Annotated in this window: 10 protein-coding genes; 8 read left to right on the top strand and 2 right to left on the bottom strand. The window is 70.7% G+C overall.

All coding sequences use genetic code 11. From position 1 onward, the window contains the following. Window positions 1–52 precede the first annotated feature (52 nt). Genes ACZ5MJ_RS18255 through pbpC form a run of 3 tightly spaced genes read left to right on the top strand, consistent with a single transcriptional unit; the run spans window position 53 to window position 9074 of the window. Entirely contained in the window at window positions 53–6130 is a 6078-nt protein-coding gene (locus ACZ5MJ_RS18255) for an alpha-2-macroglobulin family protein (protein WP_464221258.1), read from the top strand. After that, the gene (locus ACZ5MJ_RS18260; protein WP_464221259.1) at window positions 6127–6831 is read left to right on the top strand and encodes a lysoplasmalogenase; all 705 of its coding nucleotides are present in this window, start codon (window positions 6127–6129) and stop codon (window positions 6829–6831) included. Before ACZ5MJ_RS18255 ends, ACZ5MJ_RS18260 begins: the two co-directional genes overlap by 4 nt. Further along, window positions 6828–9074, top strand: coding sequence for a penicillin-binding protein 1C (gene pbpC / locus ACZ5MJ_RS18265; RefSeq protein WP_464221260.1), 2247 nt, complete (start codon window positions 6828–6830; stop codon window positions 9072–9074). Before ACZ5MJ_RS18260 ends, pbpC begins: the two co-directional genes overlap by 4 nt. Here pbpC and ACZ5MJ_RS18270 read toward each other — a convergent pair. After that, on the bottom strand, window positions 9064–9987 hold the full coding sequence (locus ACZ5MJ_RS18270) for a LysR family transcriptional regulator (RefSeq protein WP_464221262.1): 924 nt from the start codon (window positions 9985–9987) through the stop codon (window positions 9064–9066). The two genes, pbpC and ACZ5MJ_RS18270, sit on opposite strands and share 11 nt — an antisense overlap. A 111-nt stretch (window positions 9988–10098) precedes the next feature. Here ACZ5MJ_RS18270 and ACZ5MJ_RS18275 point away from each other — a divergent pair, with 111 nt between their 5' ends. The 3 genes from ACZ5MJ_RS18275 (at window position 10099) to ACZ5MJ_RS18285 (ending at window position 13119) form a co-directional block, all read left to right on the top strand. Further along, window positions 10099–11112 (top strand): aldo/keto reductase, encoded by a 1014-nt coding sequence (locus tag ACZ5MJ_RS18275; RefSeq protein WP_464221263.1) that lies wholly within the window; start codon window positions 10099–10101, stop codon window positions 11110–11112. Window positions 11113–11171: 59 nt separating this feature from the next. Further along, a complete protein-coding gene (locus ACZ5MJ_RS18280; protein WP_464221264.1) occupies window positions 11172–12122 on the top strand; it encodes a delta(1)-pyrroline-2-carboxylate reductase family protein in 951 nt (316 codons plus the stop codon). Between the two features lie 274 nt (window positions 12123–12396). Then, a complete protein-coding gene (locus ACZ5MJ_RS18285) occupies window positions 12397–13119 on the top strand; it encodes an OmpW/AlkL family protein (protein ID WP_464221265.1) in 723 nt (240 codons plus the stop codon). A 62-nt stretch (window positions 13120–13181) separates the two neighbouring features. Here the strand turns inward: ACZ5MJ_RS18285 and ACZ5MJ_RS18290 are convergent, their stop codons facing one another. Continuing rightward, entirely contained in the window at window positions 13182–13382 is a 201-nt protein-coding gene (locus ACZ5MJ_RS18290) for a heavy-metal-associated domain-containing protein (protein WP_464221267.1), read from the bottom strand. A 197-nt stretch (window positions 13383–13579) separates the two neighbouring features. Between ACZ5MJ_RS18290 and ACZ5MJ_RS18295 the strand changes: the two genes are divergently transcribed. Together ACZ5MJ_RS18295 and cueR are read left to right on the top strand one after the other, a co-directional pair. Beyond that, on the top strand, window positions 13580–16069 hold the full coding sequence (locus ACZ5MJ_RS18295; protein WP_464221269.1) for a heavy metal translocating P-type ATPase: 2490 nt from the start codon (window positions 13580–13582) through the stop codon (window positions 16067–16069). Then, window positions 16069–16482, top strand: a complete 414-nt coding sequence (cueR, locus tag ACZ5MJ_RS18300) for a Cu(I)-responsive transcriptional regulator (protein WP_464221270.1) — start codon at window positions 16069–16071, stop codon at window positions 16480–16482. Before ACZ5MJ_RS18295 ends, cueR begins: the two co-directional genes overlap by 1 nt. The last annotated feature ends 47 nt before the right edge of the window (window positions 16483–16529 follow it).

The raw sequence follows: 16529 nt of genomic DNA on the forward strand, positions 1-16529 counted from the left end.
GCGTGTCACCCTCGCCGGGTGCCGCAAACGCGGCGGGAACGGAGATGGCAGGATGAAGGCAATCGTCGCCCGAGCCGGTCGGGGCCTTGGCAGGTCGCTACAGCAATCGTATGCGCCGCGCACCGCCGCGGCACTGGCCCTGGTAGCCGCGCTGGGAATCCTGGCAGGCGGCAGCGCGCAGGCCGCGCAGGTGACTCGTTTCTCGCCGGAAGGCACGGTCGGGCAGGTGCGGCAGGTGGCGATCCGCTTCGACGAGGCCATGGTGCCGATGGGCGACGTCCAGGCCACCGCGCCCGCGGCGGTTTCCTGCACCGGCGCCGGCACTGGCGGCCAGGCCCGCTGGATCGATGCGAAGAACTGGGTCTACGATTTCGCCAGCGACCTGCCGCCGGGCGTGCGCTGCACCGTGCGCATGCGCACCGGCCTGCGCAGCGAGGCCGGCACCACCTATAGCGGCAAGCCGGAATACCGTTTCGAGACCGGCGGCCCGACGGTCGTCTCCAGCCGCCCGTCCGGCGGCGAAATCGGGGAAGACCAGGTCTTTGCGCTGCGCTTCAATGGCGCCGCCACGGCGGCCTCGGTGCGCGAGCACGCGTGGTGCCAGGCACAGGGGCTGGGCGAACGCATCCCGGTACGGCTGCTGGCCGGCAAGGAGCGCGATGCCGTGCTCGACGCCATCCATTGGGACCGCGTCGCCAAACAGGCGCCCGATGCCGTGCACCTGCTCACCTGCCAGCAGCGGCTGCCGGCGGCGGCGCGCGTCCAGCTGGTGCTGGGCGCGGGCATCGCCACGCCGTCGGGCGTCGCCACGCGCGACGAGCGCCGCTTTGACTACACCGTGCGCGAGCCCTTTACCGCCAGCTTCAGTTGCGAACGCGAGCACGCGCAGTCGCCGTGCACGCCGCTGCGGCCGATGTCGGTGTCCTTTTCTTCGCCGGTGCCGCGCAAGCTGGCCGAGAGCGTGGTGCTGAAGACCCCGTCTGGGCCCCGCGCGCCGCAGTTCGATCCCGACCAGGCGCCTGACGCCAGCGTCAGCAGGCTGACCTTTGCCGCGCCGTTCGCGGAGCAGGCGCAATTCACCATCGAAGTGCCGCGCAACCTGCAGGACGACAGCGGCCGCGCCCTGGCCAATGCCGACCTGTTCCCGCTCAAGGTGGCCACCGCGTCGATGCCGCCGCTGGCCAAGTTTGCCGCGGCGCCGTTTGGCGTGGTGGAACGCTTTGGCGAGCTGCCGCGCGGCAAGTCGCCGGCCGACTATCCGCCGTTGCTGCCGGTGACGCTGCGCAATGTGGAAGCCGACCTCGCCGTGCGTGGGCTGCAGGCCAGGGCGGGCACCGTGATGAAGCTGCGCGTGGACGATGACGCCGCCGTGATGCAGTGGTTTGGCCTGGTGCGCCGCATGCACGAGGCCAGCTACACCCGGGCCGAACTCGACGCCGTGCTGGCGGGCCGCTCGCCATATCGCGTCAACAACCCGCGCAATGCCGTGTCGATCGAGACCCGCTCGGTGTCGCTGCTCGAGCGCGCTGCCGGCGTGCAGAAGCTGGCCGTGCCCAAGCCTTCGGGCGATGCGCCACGGCCGTTCGAGGTGGTCGGCATCCCGCTGCCGGAGCCGGGCTTCCATGTGGTGGAGATCGCCTCGCCGATGCTGGGCGAGGCGCTGCTGGGCAAGCGCGCGCCCATGTACGTGCGCACCGCGGCGCTGGTCACCAACCTGGGCGTGCATTTCAAGCTGGGCCGCGGCACCGGCAATGAAGACGATGGCAGCCGCAGCGGGCTGGCCTGGGTCACCACGCTGGATGACGGCAAGCCGGTCGCCGAGGCCGCCGTGGCGGTGCGCGACTGCAGCGGCCGCCTGCTCGGCGAAGGCCGTACCGATGGCAGCGGCGTGGTGCGCTTCGCCAGGCTGGCAGCGGCGCCCGAGGGCGCCTGCGACCAGAACGGGCTGTCCGGCTATTTCGTCTCCGCACGCATCGCCGCCACGCACCCGCAGGCACGCGGCAAGGCCGACATGGCCTTCGTGATGTCGGACTGGAACCGCGGCATCGAGACCTGGCGCTTCAACGTGCCGACCGACACCAGCCCCACGCCCACGGTGCGCGCGCACACCATCTTCGACCGCACGCTGCTGCGCGTCGGCGAGACCGTGTCGATGAAGCACCTGATCCGCGCCGAGACCGCGCAGGGCTTTGCCTTGCCGCCGGCCGGCCGCCCGCTGCCCACGCGCGTGGTGATCCGCCATGAGGGCAGCGGCCAGACCTACGAGCTGCCGCTGCAATGGCGCCAGACCGCGACCGGCGGGCGCAGCGCCGAAAGCACCTTCCAGGTGCCGCCGGCGGCCAAGCTTGGTGTCTATACCGTCGAGCTGGAAACGCAGAAGGGCGATGGCGCGCACGACGATGGCGGCGCCCGCGGCTACACCAGCGGCAGTTTCCGCGTCGAGGCCTTCCGCTTGCCGGTGCTGGCCGGCACGCTGCAGGTGGCGGGCAAGGCGGGGCCAGTGGTCGCGCCTGCCGAGCTGCCGGTCGGCGTCGAGATCCACTATCTCTCCGGTGGCGGCGCGGCCGGGCTGCCCGTGCGCGTGTCCGCGCTGCTGCGCGACAAGTACGTCAGCTTCCCCGGCTATGACGAGTTCTCGTTCAACCCGCCGCGCGCGCAGCGCGAAAGCGCCAGCGGCGACGAGGAGATGGATGAGGACCAGCAGGGCGACGCCAGTGCCGACGGCCAGAAGCTGGTCGCCGACAAGCTGCCGGTGACCCTCGACAAGAACGGCAACGGCACCGTCACGCTGCGCAAGCTGCCCAAGACCGATGCACCGCGCGACCTGCTGCTCGAAGCCGGCTTTGCCGACCCCAACGGCGAGATCCAGACGCTGCGCCAGACCGTGCCGGTATGGCCGGCGGCGGTGGTGGCCGGCATCCGCACCGATGGCTGGGTCTCGGTCAAACAGAAGCTGGCCGTGCATGGCGTGGTGCTGGATGTCAACGGCAAGCCGGTGGCGGATGCCCCGCTGAAGATCAATGCGCGGGCACGCATCACCACCTCGGCGCGCAAGCGCGTGGTCGGTGGCTTCTACCGCTATGACAACCGCACCGAGACGCGCGACCTCGGCACCGTGTGCGAGACCCGCACCGACGCCCAGGGCCGCGCGCGCTGCGACGTGGCGCTGGAACAGGCCGGCCAGATCGAACTGGTGGCCAGCGCGCGCGACAAGGACGGGCGCACCGCGCAGGCGGCGTCGACGGTCTGGGTCACGCGCCAGGGCGAGCTGTGGTTCGGCGGCGAGAACCACGACCGCATTGACCTGCTGCCGGAGAAGAAGTCCTATGAACCGGGCGACACCGCGGTGTTCCAGGTGCGCATGCCGTTCCGCCACGCCACCGCGCTGGTGGCGGTGGAGCGCGAGGGCATCTACCAGACCCAGGTGGTCGAACTGCATGGCAGCGATCCCACCGTGCGCGTGCAGGTAAAGCCGGAGTGGGGGCCCAACGTCTACGTGTCGGTGCTGGCTCTGCGCGGGCGCCTGCATGAGGTGCCCTGGTATTCGTTCTTCACCTGGGGCTGGCGCCAGCCGGGCGAGTGGTGGCGCGCATTCCGCAGCGAAGGCCGCGAGTACGCCGCGCCGAACGCGCTGGTCGACCTGTCCAAGCCAGCCTTCCGGCTGGGACTGGCCGAGATCCGCGTCGGCAATGCCGGGCACCGGCTGGATGTCACCGTGACGCCTGACAAGGCCAGCTATCCGGTGCGCGGCAAGGCGCGCGTGGCGATCCAGGTGAAGCTGCCCGACGGCAAGCCCGCCGCCAACGGCGAAGTGGCGCTGGCCGCGGTGGACCAGGCGCTGCTGGAGCTGATGCCCAACACCAGCTGGGACCTGCTCGATGCGATGCTGCAGCGGCGCGGCTACGGCGTGGAAACGTCCACCGCGCAGATGGAGATCATCGGGCGCCGCCACTACGGGCGCAAGGCGGTGCCGGCGGGCGGCGGCGGCGGCAAGAGCCCCACGCGCGAACTGTTCGACACGCTGTTGCTGTGGAACCCGCGCGTGCAACTCGACGCCGAGGGCCGCGCCAGCATCGAGGTGCCGCTCAACGATTCGCTGACCAGCTTCCGCATCGTCGCGGTGGCGGACCTGGGCCTGGGACGCTTCGGCACGGGCAGCGCCACCATCGCCGCCACGCAAGACCTGCAGGTGATTTCCGGCCTGCCGCTGCTGGTGCGCGAGGACGACCGCTACCGCGCCATGTTTACGCTGCGCAATACCACCAGGCGCGCCATGACGGTGCAGGCCACAGCGCGCGGCACGCTGCTCGGCAACGAGACCGGCCTGCCCGCGCAGACCGTGCAGATCCCTGCCGGCGAGGCGCGCGAGATCGGCTGGGACGTGACCGCGCCCGCGCTGCTGGCGTACTCGCGCAGCGGCACGGTGATGTGGGAAGTGCAGGCGAGCGAGCAGGGCCCTGGTGGCGCGTCTGACCGCATCAAGGTGTCGCAGCAGATCGTGCCGGCGGAGCCGGTCACGGTGCAGCAGGCCACGCTGGCGCAGGTGTCGCCGTCGCTGTCGGTGCCGGTCAAGGCGCCGCCGGGCGCGCTGGCCGATCCGGCGGGCAAGGTGCGCGGCGGGCTGCAGGTGAACTTCCAGTCGTCGCTGGCGGGCGGCATGCCGGGCGTGCGCGAGTGGTTCCGCAACTACCCGTTCACCTGCCTGGAGCAGCGCGCATCGAAAGCCATCGGCCTGAATGACACCGCCGCGTGGGACGCGCTGATGACGCAGCTGCCGTCCTACCTCGATGGCAACGGCCTGGCCTCGTACTTCCCGCTGAATGCTGACAGGGACTACGGCAGCGAAGTGCTGACGGCCTATCTGCTGGCGGTGACCGATGAGGCCGCGCGCGCCGGACTGGCGCTGCGCATCCCCGACGCGCAGCGCACGCAGATGGAGCGCGGCCTGACCGACTTTGTCGAAGGCCGCATCCGCCGCGACAGCTGGTCGCCGGCAGCCGGCACGCAGTATCTGGAAGTGCGCAAGCTGGCTGCGCTCGAGGCGCTGTCGCGCACCGGCCATGCGCAGGCGCGCATGCTGGGATCGATCCAGATCCTGCCGGCGCAATGGCCGACCTCGGCCCTGCTGGACTGGACCCTGCTGCTCACGCGCCTGCAGGACATCCCGCAGCGCGAGCAGCGCCTGGCCGAGGCCCAGCAGCTGCTGCGCTCGCGCCTGATGGTGCAGGGCACGCGCCTGGCGTTCTCCACCGAGCGCAACGACAACTGGTGGTGGATGATGGCCGGCGGAGACACCAACGCCGCGCGCCTGCTGGCGCTGGCGTCGGAGCTGCCGGGCTGGAAGGAAGACGCGCCGCAACTGGCCACCGGACTGCTGGGCCGCCAGGTGCATGGCGCGTGGGGTACAACCACTGCCAACACATGGGGCATGCTGGCGGTGACGCGCTTTGCGCAGGCGTTCGAGAAGACGCCGGTGGCGGGCACCACGCGCGTCAGCGTGAGCCATGCGGCCGACGCCTCGCGCAGCTTCGACTGGGCGCGCGCGCAGCGCACCGACGGCGTGGCCCAGGGCAGCGTCGACCTGCCGTGGCCGGCCGGCGCCGAGGGCGGCACGCTGCAGCTGGATCACGCCGGCGCCGGCCATCCGTGGGCCACGGTGCGCGCCATGGCGGCGGTGCCGGTGACCGCGCCGCTGGCCGCTGGCTACCGCATCAAGCGCACCGTGACGCCGCAGGAGCAGGCGGTGAAGGACAAGTGGTCGCGTGGCGACGTGTACCGCGTCAAGCTGGAGATCGATGCGCAGGCCGACATGACCTGGGTGGTGGTCAGCGATCCGATCCCTGCCGGCGCCACCATCCTGGGCAGCGGACTGGGCCGCGACTCGGCCATCGCCACGCGCGGCGAGCAGCGCAAGGGCGCGGTGTGGCCGGCTTATATCGAGCGCACGCCGCAGGCCTACCGCGAATACTTCGGCTACGTGCCCAAGGGCACGGTCTCGGTCGAATACACGGTGCGGCTCAACAACGCCGGCGACTTCGCGCTGCCGCCCACACGCGTCGAAGCGATGTACGCGCCTGACGTGTTCGGCGTGGCGCCCAACCCGCGGCTGGCGGTAGGAGCACGCCCATGAGCTGGCTGGCAATGATGATGCCGGCGCGCGTGCGCGAGTGGTGGCTGGCGGGTGCAATGGCGGGGATCATCTACGGCGCGCTGCTGGTGCAAGTGGCGATGGAGCTGCCTGATGGCGCGCCGCTGACCGGGCAAATCGCCATGCAGCCCATGTGGAAGACCGCGATGGCGCTGCTGCTGGCACGCGCGGCGTGGTTCCACCGGCCGCTCGGCGAGCGCCGCTGGCTGGTCGCGGCGCTGCTGTTCTCGGCGCTCGGAGACTTCCTGCTGGCGCTGCCGACGCTGTCGTTTTCGTTCGTGGGCGGGCTCGGTGCCTTCCTGCTGGCGCACCTGGCCTACCTGCGCGTGCTGGTGCCGCTGGCGGGCGATACCCGCCCGCACCGCCTGGTTGCGTGCGGCGCCCTGCTGGGCGTGGCGGGCACCATGCTGGGCCGCTTCTGGCCCAACATGGGGACGCTGACGGTGCCGGTGGTGCTCTATGTGGGCGTGCTTGCGGCCATGGCCTGCAGCGCGCTGGTGGCGCGCCTGCCGACGCCGCTGGCGGCGCTGGGGGCGCTGTGCTTTGCCGCATCGGACATGATGATCGGCATCGCGCGCTTCCTGGTGCCGTTTGATTCCTTCCAGCTTGGCATCTGGTGGACCTACGCCGCCGCGCAGGTGCTGCTGGTGGCGGGCATCGTGGCAGGACGCAAGCGGGAATGACGTCGCGCGGGCCTCTGGTGGCACTGGTGATGGCGCTGGCCTGGTCCGCGCCGGCTGCGGCCTTGCCCGCATTCGAGCAAGTCCGCGCCGACTGGCGCAGTGCGGACGTGGTGGTGCTGGACCGCCACGGCGACACCGTGGGCCGCGTGCGCGACGATTTCCGCGCGCGCCGCGGCGACTGGGTGGCGCTGGCCGACACCTCGCCCGCGCTGCGCACGGCCATCGTGCTGTCGGAGGACCGGCGCTTCTATGCGCACAGCGGGGTCGACTGGCAGGGCGTGGCCGCCGCCGCCTGGGCCAACCTGTGGAATACGCGCACGCGCGGCGCCTCGACCCTGACCATGCAGCTGGCGGGCCTGCTCGACGAGGACCTGCGCCGCCCGGGCGCGGCGGGGCAGGGGCGCAGCCTCACGCAGAAGCTGGGGCAGGCCGCGGGTGCGGCATCGCTGGAACGCGGCTGGAGCAAGGACCAGATCCTGGAGGCCTACCTGAACCTGGTGCCGTTCCGCGGCGAACTGGTGGGCCTGTCGGCGATGTCGCAGGTGCTGTTCGGCAAGTATCCGGAAGGACTCAACGCGCGCGAATCGGCACTGGCGGTAGCGCTGGTGCGCGCGCCCAACGCCAGGGCCGGGCAGGTGGCCAGCCGCGCCTGCGGCATCCTGCGCGAGATGCGCCTGCCGCGCGAGTGCGATGGCCTGGAAGGCTTTGCGCAACTGGCGCTGCTGCGCACGGGGCCGGTCGCGCAGCGTGCCGCGGCGGCCACGTCGTCGGCGGCGTTGGCGGCGTCTCAGCAGCTTGCGCCGCACCTGGCACGGCGCCTGGTCAGCGAGACGCGCGCGCGGCTGGCAGCGGGCGTACCCATGCCTGCGCGCATCACTTCCACGCTCGACGCGCGCACGCAGCGCGTGGCCGCGGCCAGCCTCGACCGGCACCTGCGCGAACTGGCCGGGCGCAATGTCGAGGATGGCGCGGTGGTGGTGATCGACAATGCCAGCGGCGACGTGCTGGCCTACGTGGGCTCGTCGGGCGCGCTGTCAGGCGCCGCGCAGGTGGACCACGCGGCGGCGCTGCGCCAGGCGGGCTCGACGCTCAAGCCCTTCCTGTACGAGCAGGCGCTGGAAGAAAGGCGGCTGACGGCGGCCTCGCTGCTGGATGACCGGCCGGTGAACCTGGCGGTCGGCGGCGGGCTCTACGTGCCGCAGAACTACGACCACCGCTATGCCGGCTGGGTCAGCCTGCGCGCGGCGCTGGCCGCGTCGCTGAACGTGCCGGCGGTGCGCACGCTGGTGATGGTGACCCCGCACCGCTTGCACAAGCGGCTGGTGGCGCTGGGACTGCCGCTGACCGAGGCGGGCGACTATTACGGCTACAGCCTGGCGCTGGGCAGCGCGGACGTGTCGCTGCTGGCGCTGACCAATGCATACCGCGCGCTGGCCAACGGCGGCAGCTATGCGGCGCCGCGGCTATGGGAGGGCGCACCGGCGGCTGCGGCAAAGACCGTGATGCAAGCGGGCGCGAGCTACGTGATCGCAGACATCCTGTCGGACCGCCATGCGCGCGCGCGGACCTTCGGGCTGGACAGCCCGCTCACCACGCGCTTCTGGACCGCGGTGAAGACCGGCACCAGCAAGGACATGCGCGACAACTGGTGCATCGGCTGGTCGCAGCACTACACCGTGGGCGTGTGGGTCGGCAATGCCAGCGGCGCCAGCATGCACGAGGTCTCGGGCGTGTCGGGTGCGGCGCCGGTGTGGCACGACGTCATGGAAGCGCTCCATCGCACGCTTGCCAGCCAGGCACCCGCCATGCCCGCGGGGGTGCAGCGCGTGGCGCTGAGCTTCGACGACGGGCTGGAGCCGGCGCGCGATGAAGTCTTCCTTGCCGGCACCGCGATCCGGCGCGTCAGCGTGAGCGCGCCGGCCGCGCGCCCGAGCGCGCCCGCGATCGCCAATCCGGCCGACGGCACCGTGTTTGCCCTCGATCCCGACATGCCGCCTGCATCGCAGCGCGTGTGGTTCCAGGCGGAGGGCGTGGCCGGGCAGGGTGCGCGCACGGTCAGCTGGCGCATGGACGGCAAGCCGCTGGGGCGCGGCGGCGAGGTGCCCTGGCTGCCCTGGCCGGGGCGGCACCAGGTGGAACTGCTCGATGCCGCGGGCAAGGTGGTGGACCGCATCGGCATTGAAGTGCGCGGTGCGTCGGTGCGCGCGCCTGCGCCCGCACCTTTGGCAGCACCTAAGCGCTGAGGCCGGTGCGGGCTTTCAGGAAATCGACGAACACGCGCAGCTTGGGGGGCATCAGCACGCGTCCCGGGTAGTACAGGTAGAAGCCGTCGAACGGCGGCAGCCAGCCGTCGAGCACCGTGACCAGCCGGCCGCTGTCCAGCGCCGGCCGGATATGGACCGGGAACTCGTAGATCAGCCCCATGCCGTCGAGCGCCGCCTGGTGCAGCAGGGTCTTGTCGTTGGCGATCAGTGCCGCGCGCGTGTCCACGGTAAAGGTGCGGCCGGCTTCGACGAACTCCCAGCGATAGACGCTGCCATGCGGCCCGAAGCGGTATTGCAGGCAGGCGTGCGCGTGCAGCTCGCGCGGGTGGCCGGGCGTGCCATGGCGCGCGAGGTAATCGGGCGAGGCGGCCACTACCATGCGCAGCGGGCCGGTGACCGGGATCGCGACCATGTCGCGCTGCAGCGCCTCGCCCAGGCGCAGGCCGGCGTCAAAGCCTTCGGCCACCAGGTCGGCGAAGCGGTCGTCGGTGATCACGTCGACGGTGATGCCGGGGCAGGCGCGCAGGAAGTCGGCCAGCAGGGGCCGCAGCACCAGCGCGCCGGCGGTGGTCGGCGTGGTCAGGCGCAGCGTGCCGGCGGGCATGTCGCGCTGCTGGCGGATATCGTCGGTGGCGGCGCTGATCTCCGCCAGCGCGGGTTCCACGCGTGCCAGCAAGGCAGCCCCGGCCTCGGTCAGGCCGACGCTGCGGGTGGTCCGCTGCAGCAGCCGCACGCCCAGGCGCGCTTCCAGCTGGCGAATGGTCTGCGACACCGCCGAGGGACTGACGGCCAGCGCCGTAGCCGCGGCGGTAAAGCTCCCCAGCCGGGCCACGCGTGCGAAGGCGGCCAGTGCGGGCAGTGAATCGATATCGATTGTGAAGTCTGGCTTCATGATGCATGCAGCGTAGCACGCTGTTTCCCGGCGGGTCGAGTGCCCATACTTGCCTGAACCGATGCACCGCCGACGCACTGCCGGTACCCAATCGGCCAACAGGAGCCCTCGATGACCGCAAACGCCATTTCCACCCCATTCCGCCAGCTGGGCAAGACCGGTCCCAGCGTGTTCCCGCTTGGCCTCGGCTGCATGGGCATGAGCGACTTCTACGGCGCGCATGACGACGCCGAATCGGTCCGCACCATCCACCATGCGCTGGACCGGGGCATCAACCTGCTCGACACCGCCGATGTCTATGGCCCGCACACCAATGAGGCACTGGTGGGCCGTGCCATCGCCGGGCGGCGCGGCCAGGTGGTGCTGGCGACCAAGTTCGGCCTGGTGCGCGACCCGGCCAATCCGGCCACGCGCGGCGTCAACGGCCGCCCCGACTATGTGCGCGCCAGCTGCGAAGCCAGCCTGAAGCGGCTGGGCACGGACCATATCGACCTGTACTACCTGCATCGCGTGGATCCGGCGGTGCCCGTCGAAGAGACCGTGGGGGCCATGGCGGAACTGGTGCAGGCCGGCAAGGTGCGCTGGCTGGGATTGTCCGAAGCCAGCGCCGCCACGCTCGAACGCGCGCACCAGGTGCATCCGATCACGGCGCTGCAGAGCGAATATTCGCTGTGGACCCGCGACGCGGACGAGGACGGCATCCTTGCGGCCTGCGAGCGCCTGGGCATCGGCTTCGTGCCCTACAGCCCGCTCGGGCGCGGCTTCCTGACCGGTGCGATCCGCAGTCCGGAAAATTTCGACGAAGACGACTTCCGCCGCACCAACCCGCGCTTCATGGGCGAGAACTTTGCGCGCAACCTGGCGCTGGTCGACAAGGTGCGCGCGCTGGCGGCGGACAAGGGCTGCACGCCGGCGCAGCTGGCGCTGGCGTGGGTGCTGGCGCGCGGGCCGCGGGTGGTGCCGATTCCGGGGACACGCCGCATCGCCAACCTGGACGACAACCTCGGCGCGCTCGCGGTGCGGCTGGATGCGCAGGACCTGGCTGACATCGACGCGGTGTTCCCGGCCGGCGCAGCGGCGGGTACGCGCTACGCCGCGCAGGTGATGGCAATGCTGGCGCGCTGAAGCGTGCATCGGGGCATGCGCAATAATGTTGCTTCGCAATGTCTTGCCGGAGCCAGCGCATGTCCCTTGTCCCTCTCGATGCCGCCAGCACCGCGGCGCGCCTGCCTTATCCCGAACTGGCGCAAGCCATTGCCGGCATGCTGGCCGAGCTGCGCGACGGCACCGCCATGGCGCCGCCGCGCATTGCGCTGCCGGTAGGCGATGCGCAGGACGGCGAGGGCACGCTGCTGGTGATGCCGGCGCGCAACCGCAAGCTGGTGATGACCAAGAACATCACCGTCCATCCCGGCAACCCGCAGCGCGGGCTGCCGAATATCCTCGGCGAAGTCGTGGTGGCCGATGCGCATACCGGCGCGCGCATCGCCATGCTCGACGGTCCCACCGTGACGGGACGGCGCACCGCGGCCGTGTCCCTGCTGGCGGCGCAGTGCTTTGCCGCGCGCCAGGACGGCGAGCTCCTGATCGTCGGCGCCGGGGTGCAGGCGCTGACGCACCTGGAGGCCTTCGTGGCCGGGCTGGGCGTGCGCAAGGTGTGGCTGCATTCGCGTACGCGCGACAAGGCCGAGGCACTGGCCGCGCACGCGCGCACGCTGAGGGTGGAGGCGCAGGTGGCGGATTCGGTGGCGGCGGTATTGCCGCGCGTATCGATGGTGGTCACGGTCACGTCGAGCCGCAGCCCGGTACTGCCGGACCTGGACAGCGGCCTCTGGCGCGCCGACCACTTCATCGCCGCGGTCGGCGCGTTCCGGCCCGACATGTGCGAACTGCCGCCGGCGCTGTGCCATGCCGCCGCGGACAGCGGCCGGCTGCTGGCCGATACGCTGTTCGGGATCGAAGAGGAGGCCGGCGACCTGCTGCAGGCCGGCATCGACTGGGCCGACGTTCAGCCGTTCGAGACCGCGATCCTGCAGGCCGATGCCATCCGCGCGCGGGCCGGCAGCCCGCTGGTGTTCAAGAGCGTGGGCTATGCGCTGTGGGACCTGGCCGCGTGCGTGCTGGCCAGCCGTTGACTACGCCGCACGGTGCGGGCGCGCAACCAGTCTCTGTTGCGTGCCGGGCCCACAAAACCTCTTCCAAATAAGGGTTTCTTCCTGTGCGCGGCATAAACCGTTGCGTGAATGCCTCGGACAGCGGCCCTGGAGGCCGCTAATGTCCTGGTTTTTTTAGTGGTTAACCCTCCCTTTAGGGGGTGTCCTCTATGAATCTGTGTCATCGGTGAAACAGTTGCGTACCCGCTGGCCGGATAATGCACGAGGCAGTAACCGAATGAGGAGTAAGAGGATTATGAAATCGACCTATAAGAAGATGCTGGCGGCAGGCGCTGTGATGGCGCTGGCCGGAGCCGCACACGCGCAGTCGGCAGGCAGCAATATTGTCAGCCTGGGCTGGTTCCGCGTGATGCCGAACAGCTCCGCGGATCCGCTGACCATCGACAGCTTTGCCGGCCAACCGGTAAACCAGGTCAGGCCGAACACCGGCGCGAAGATCGAGTCCGCCGATACGCTGGGCCTGGCCTACACGCACTATTTCACCGACAACATCTCCAGCGAATTCGTCGTTGGCATTCCGCCCAACCACGACGTCACGGGCACTGGCAGCTTTGCCCAGTATGGCAAGCTGGGTAAGGTCAGGCAGTGGAGTCCGGCGGTGCTGGTCAAGTACCACTTCTTCGACGCCAAGACCAAGTTCCGTCCCTATGTCGGCATCGGCGTGAACTACACGTGGTTTACCGGCGAGACCATCACCAACCAGAACTTCGTCAACCGTGAGTTCGGGCCGGGCGCGCGCATGACGGCCAGCGCGGAGTCGTCGTGGAACCCGGTGTTCAATATCGGCGCCAACTACGCCATCAACGATCACTGGTTGGTCGGCTTGTCGGTATCGTATGTGCCGCTGTCGACCCGCGCGACCTTCACCACCCAGACGGGTCCGGTGACGATCCAGTCGCACACCACGATCAAGATCGATCCGGTGGTGACGTTCCTGAACGTGGGTTACCGCTTCTGAGCGCGGCGCACGGATAGCAGAAGGGCACCCCGGGGGGTGCCCTTTTTGTTGGCGGTGGCGGCTTAGGCCAGAGACTTGACCGGATAGCCCGCCTCTTCGATGGCATCGCGCAGCGCCTGCGTGTCGGCGCTGCTCTCGACGCGCACGGCCTGGGTGGGCACATCCGCGCTGACGCGCGCGGCGGGGTCGACAGCCTGCACGGCACGCGTGATGGCGCCGACGCAGTGATTGCACGACATGCCTTCGACCTGGAACTGGATCATGGTGGAACGCTCCTGAACGGGATGAAAAGGCGGCAGGGTGCCGCGACAGACATAGTTTGAACCTTCCCATGGTGGGAAGCGCAAGCGGTATTTTGCTGGTGCCGGCGTGACGGCGGCGGCCTCCCGATCCGGCATTGACCTTCCAATGATGGTAAGGTCCATGATGCTGACATCGACACTGTGGATGATTCAGAACCATGCCGGATTCCAGCGCTGTGCTTGCTTCCCAACCCGTCCGGACGGACCTCCGCCCGCCAGCCGACGGCATGCCCGAGTGGCGCCTGCCGGTCGACGGCATGACCTGCGCTTCGTGCGTGCGCCGCGTGGAGAAAGCGCTGGCCCAGGTGCCGGGCGTGCGCGATGTCGCCGTCAACCTCGCCACTGAAGCCGCCACGCTGCGCGCGGATTCCGGCGCGGTACTGCCCGCTGCCGCGCGTGCCGTGGCCGACGCTGGCTACACCGTGCCGCAGGACACCATCGAACTGACGATCACCGACATGACCTGTGCTTCGTGCGTGGGCCGGGTGGAAAAGGCGTTGCGCGCGGTGCCGGGCGTGATGGCGGCGCAGGTCAACCTGGCAACGGAGCGCGCCAGCGTCACCTTGCTGCGCGGCGCCGCCGATACCGCGGCGCTGGTGGCCGCGGTGGCGCGCGCCGGCTATGGCGCGGCGCCGGTGGACGAAGCCGCGTCGCAGGGGCCACAAGCCGGGCAGGGCGCCGCTTTCTGGGACGGCCCCTGGCCGGTGGCGATCTCGGCGGCGCTGTCGCTGCCGCTGGTGGCGCCGATGGTGCTGGAATGGTTCGGCGTGCACTGGATGCTGCCCGCCTGGGTGCAGTGGCTGCTGGCCACGCCGGTGCAGTTCGTGTTCGGCTGGCGCTTCTACAAGGCGGGCTGGAAGGCGGTGCGCGCCGGCGCCGGCAATATGGACCTGCTGGTGGCGCTTGGCACCTCGGCGGCCTACGGGCTGTCGCTGTGGCTGATGTGGCGCAGCGCCGACGCCATGCCGCACCTGTATTTCGAAAGCGCGGCGGTGGTGATCACGCTGGTGCGCCTGGGCAAGTGGCTGGAGACGCGCGCCAAGCGCCAGACCGCCGATGCCATCCGCGCGCTCGCGGCGCTGCGCCCCGATACGGCCCGTGTGCGCCGCGGCGGCGTGGAGCAGAGCGTGCCGCTGGCGGCGGTGCGCGTGGGCGACGAGGTGGTGGTGCGCCCGGGCGAGCGCATCCCGGTGGATGGCGAGGTGATCGAAGGCATCAGCCATGCCGATGAATCGATGCTGACCGGCGAAAGCCTGCCGGTACCGAAACAGCCCGGCGACCGCATCACCGGCGGCGCCATCAATTTCGAAGGCTTGCTGGTCGCGCGCACCCAGGCGGTGGGCGCCGAGACCGTGCTGGCGCGCATCATCCGCATGGTCGAGCACGCGCAGGCGGCCAAGGCGCCGATCCAGCGCCTGGTCGACCAGGTCAGCGCGGTGTTCGTGCCGGTGGTGCTGGGCATTGCGCTGGTGACGGTGCTGGGCTGGGGCCTCTTTGCCGGCGACTGGGAGACGGCGCTGCTCAACGCCGTGGCGGTGCTGGTGATCGCCTGCCCATGCGCGCTGGGGCTGGCCACGCCCACCGCGATCATGGCCGGCACCGGCGCCGGCGCGCGCGCCGGCATCCTGATCAAGGATGCCGAGGCGCTGGAGATTGCGCACCGGGTCAGCGTGGTGGCGTTCGACAAGACTGGCACGCTGACGGTCGGCAAGCCGGAAGTGGTGGCGCTGCATGCGGCCGACCCCGCCGACGCTGACGCCAGCGTGCTGCTGGGGCGGCTGGCCGCGCTGCAGGCCGGCAGCGAACATCCGCTGGCCCGCGCCGTGCTGGCCGCGGCACAGGCGCGCGGCATTGCCGTGCCGCCGGCCAGCGGCGTGCAGGCCCTGCCGGGCCGCGGCATTGCCGGCGTGGTGGACGGCCACGCGCTGCAGCTGGGCAGCGAGCGCCTGCGCGAGTCGCTGGGCGCGGCAGCCGGCACGCTGGCCCCGGTTGCGGACCAGTTGCGCGCGCAAGGCCGCACCGTGTCGTGGCTGCTGGAAACCACGCCGCCGCGCGTGGCCGGGCTGGTTGCGTTCGGCGATGCCATCAAACCCGGCGCGCCCGCGGCGATCGCAAGGCTGCGCGCTGCCGGCGTGCGTACGGTGATGCTGACCGGCGACAACGCCGGCGCGGCGGCGCGCGTGGCGCAGGCGCTGGGGCTGGATGACGTGCAGGCCGAAGTCCTGCCCGAAGACAAGGCCGCCCGCGTGCAGGCGCTGGGGCGCGATGGCGCGGTGGTGGCCATGGTGGGCGACGGCATCAACGATGCGCCGGCGCTGGCGGCGGCCGACGTCGGCATCGCCATGTCGACCGGCACCGACGTCGCCATGCACGCCGCCGGCATCACGCTGATGCGCGGCGATCCGGCACTGGTGGCCGATGCGCTCGCGGTGTCGCACCGCACCGTGCGCAAGATCCGGCAGAACCTGTTCTGGGCCTTTTTCTACAACGTGGTGGGGATTCCGCTGGCCGCGGCCGGGTTGCTGAACCCGGTGGTGGCGGGCGCGGCAATGGCGTTCTCCAGCGTCAGCGTGGTCAGCAATGCGCTGCTGCTGCGCCGCTGGCGTGCGCAAGCCGGTACGGCATCCACCGTGCAAGGAGGCGACTGATGAATATCGGCGAAGCGGCTCAGGCCTCGGGTGTGTCGGCCAAGATGATCCGGCACTATGAATCCATCCGGCTGGTGGCGGCGCCACCACGCACCGAAGGCGGCTACCGCCGCTATGACGAACGCGCGGTGCATACCTTGCGCTTCGTGCGGCGCGCCCGTAATCTGGGATTCTCGCTCGACGAGATCCGCAACCTGCTGTCGCTGTGGCATGACCGTGGCCGTGCCAGCGCCGACGTCAAGGCGCTGACGCTGCGGCATGTGGCCGAGCTGGAGCAGCGCATCGCCGAGCTGGCCGCCATGCGCGACACGCTGCGCGAGCTGGCGCAGCACTGCAGTGGCGACGACCGGCCGGACTGCCCGATCCTGGCCGACATGGCACAGCCGCAGGACAAGGCGGCCAGCCACGGTTGAAGGGCCACGCAGTGCCGGGCAAGTCGGGCAGCAAGCAAGGTAGCAAG

It is taken from the genome of Cupriavidus sp. LA-1, assembly GCF_055385985.1.

Coding starts and splice junctions, on each gene's coding strand:
- ACZ5MJ_RS18280 (WP_464221264.1), top strand. CDS start 11,172: ATGTCCCTTGTCCCTCTCGATGCCGCCAGCACCGCGGCGCGCCTGCCT.
- cueR (WP_464221270.1), top strand. CDS start 16,069: ATGAATATCGGCGAAGCGGCTCAGGCCTCGGGTGTGTCGGCCAAGATG.
- ACZ5MJ_RS18275 (WP_464221263.1), top strand. CDS start 10,099: ATGACCGCAAACGCCATTTCCACCCCATTCCGCCAGCTGGGCAAGACC.
- pbpC (WP_464221260.1), top strand. CDS start 6,828: ATGACGTCGCGCGGGCCTCTGGTGGCACTGGTGATGGCGCTGGCCTGG.
- ACZ5MJ_RS18290 (WP_464221267.1), bottom strand. CDS start 13,382: ATGATCCAGTTCCAGGTCGAAGGCATGTCGTGCAATCACTGCGTCGGC.
- ACZ5MJ_RS18285 (WP_464221265.1), top strand. CDS start 12,397: ATGAAATCGACCTATAAGAAGATGCTGGCGGCAGGCGCTGTGATGGCG.
- ACZ5MJ_RS18295 (WP_464221269.1), top strand. CDS start 13,580: ATGCCGGATTCCAGCGCTGTGCTTGCTTCCCAACCCGTCCGGACGGAC.
- ACZ5MJ_RS18260 (WP_464221259.1), top strand. CDS start 6,127: ATGAGCTGGCTGGCAATGATGATGCCGGCGCGCGTGCGCGAGTGGTGG.
- ACZ5MJ_RS18270 (WP_464221262.1), bottom strand. CDS start 9,987: ATGAAGCCAGACTTCACAATCGATATCGATTCACTGCCCGCACTGGCC.
- ACZ5MJ_RS18255 (WP_464221258.1), top strand. CDS start 53: ATGAAGGCAATCGTCGCCCGAGCCGGTCGGGGCCTTGGCAGGTCGCTA.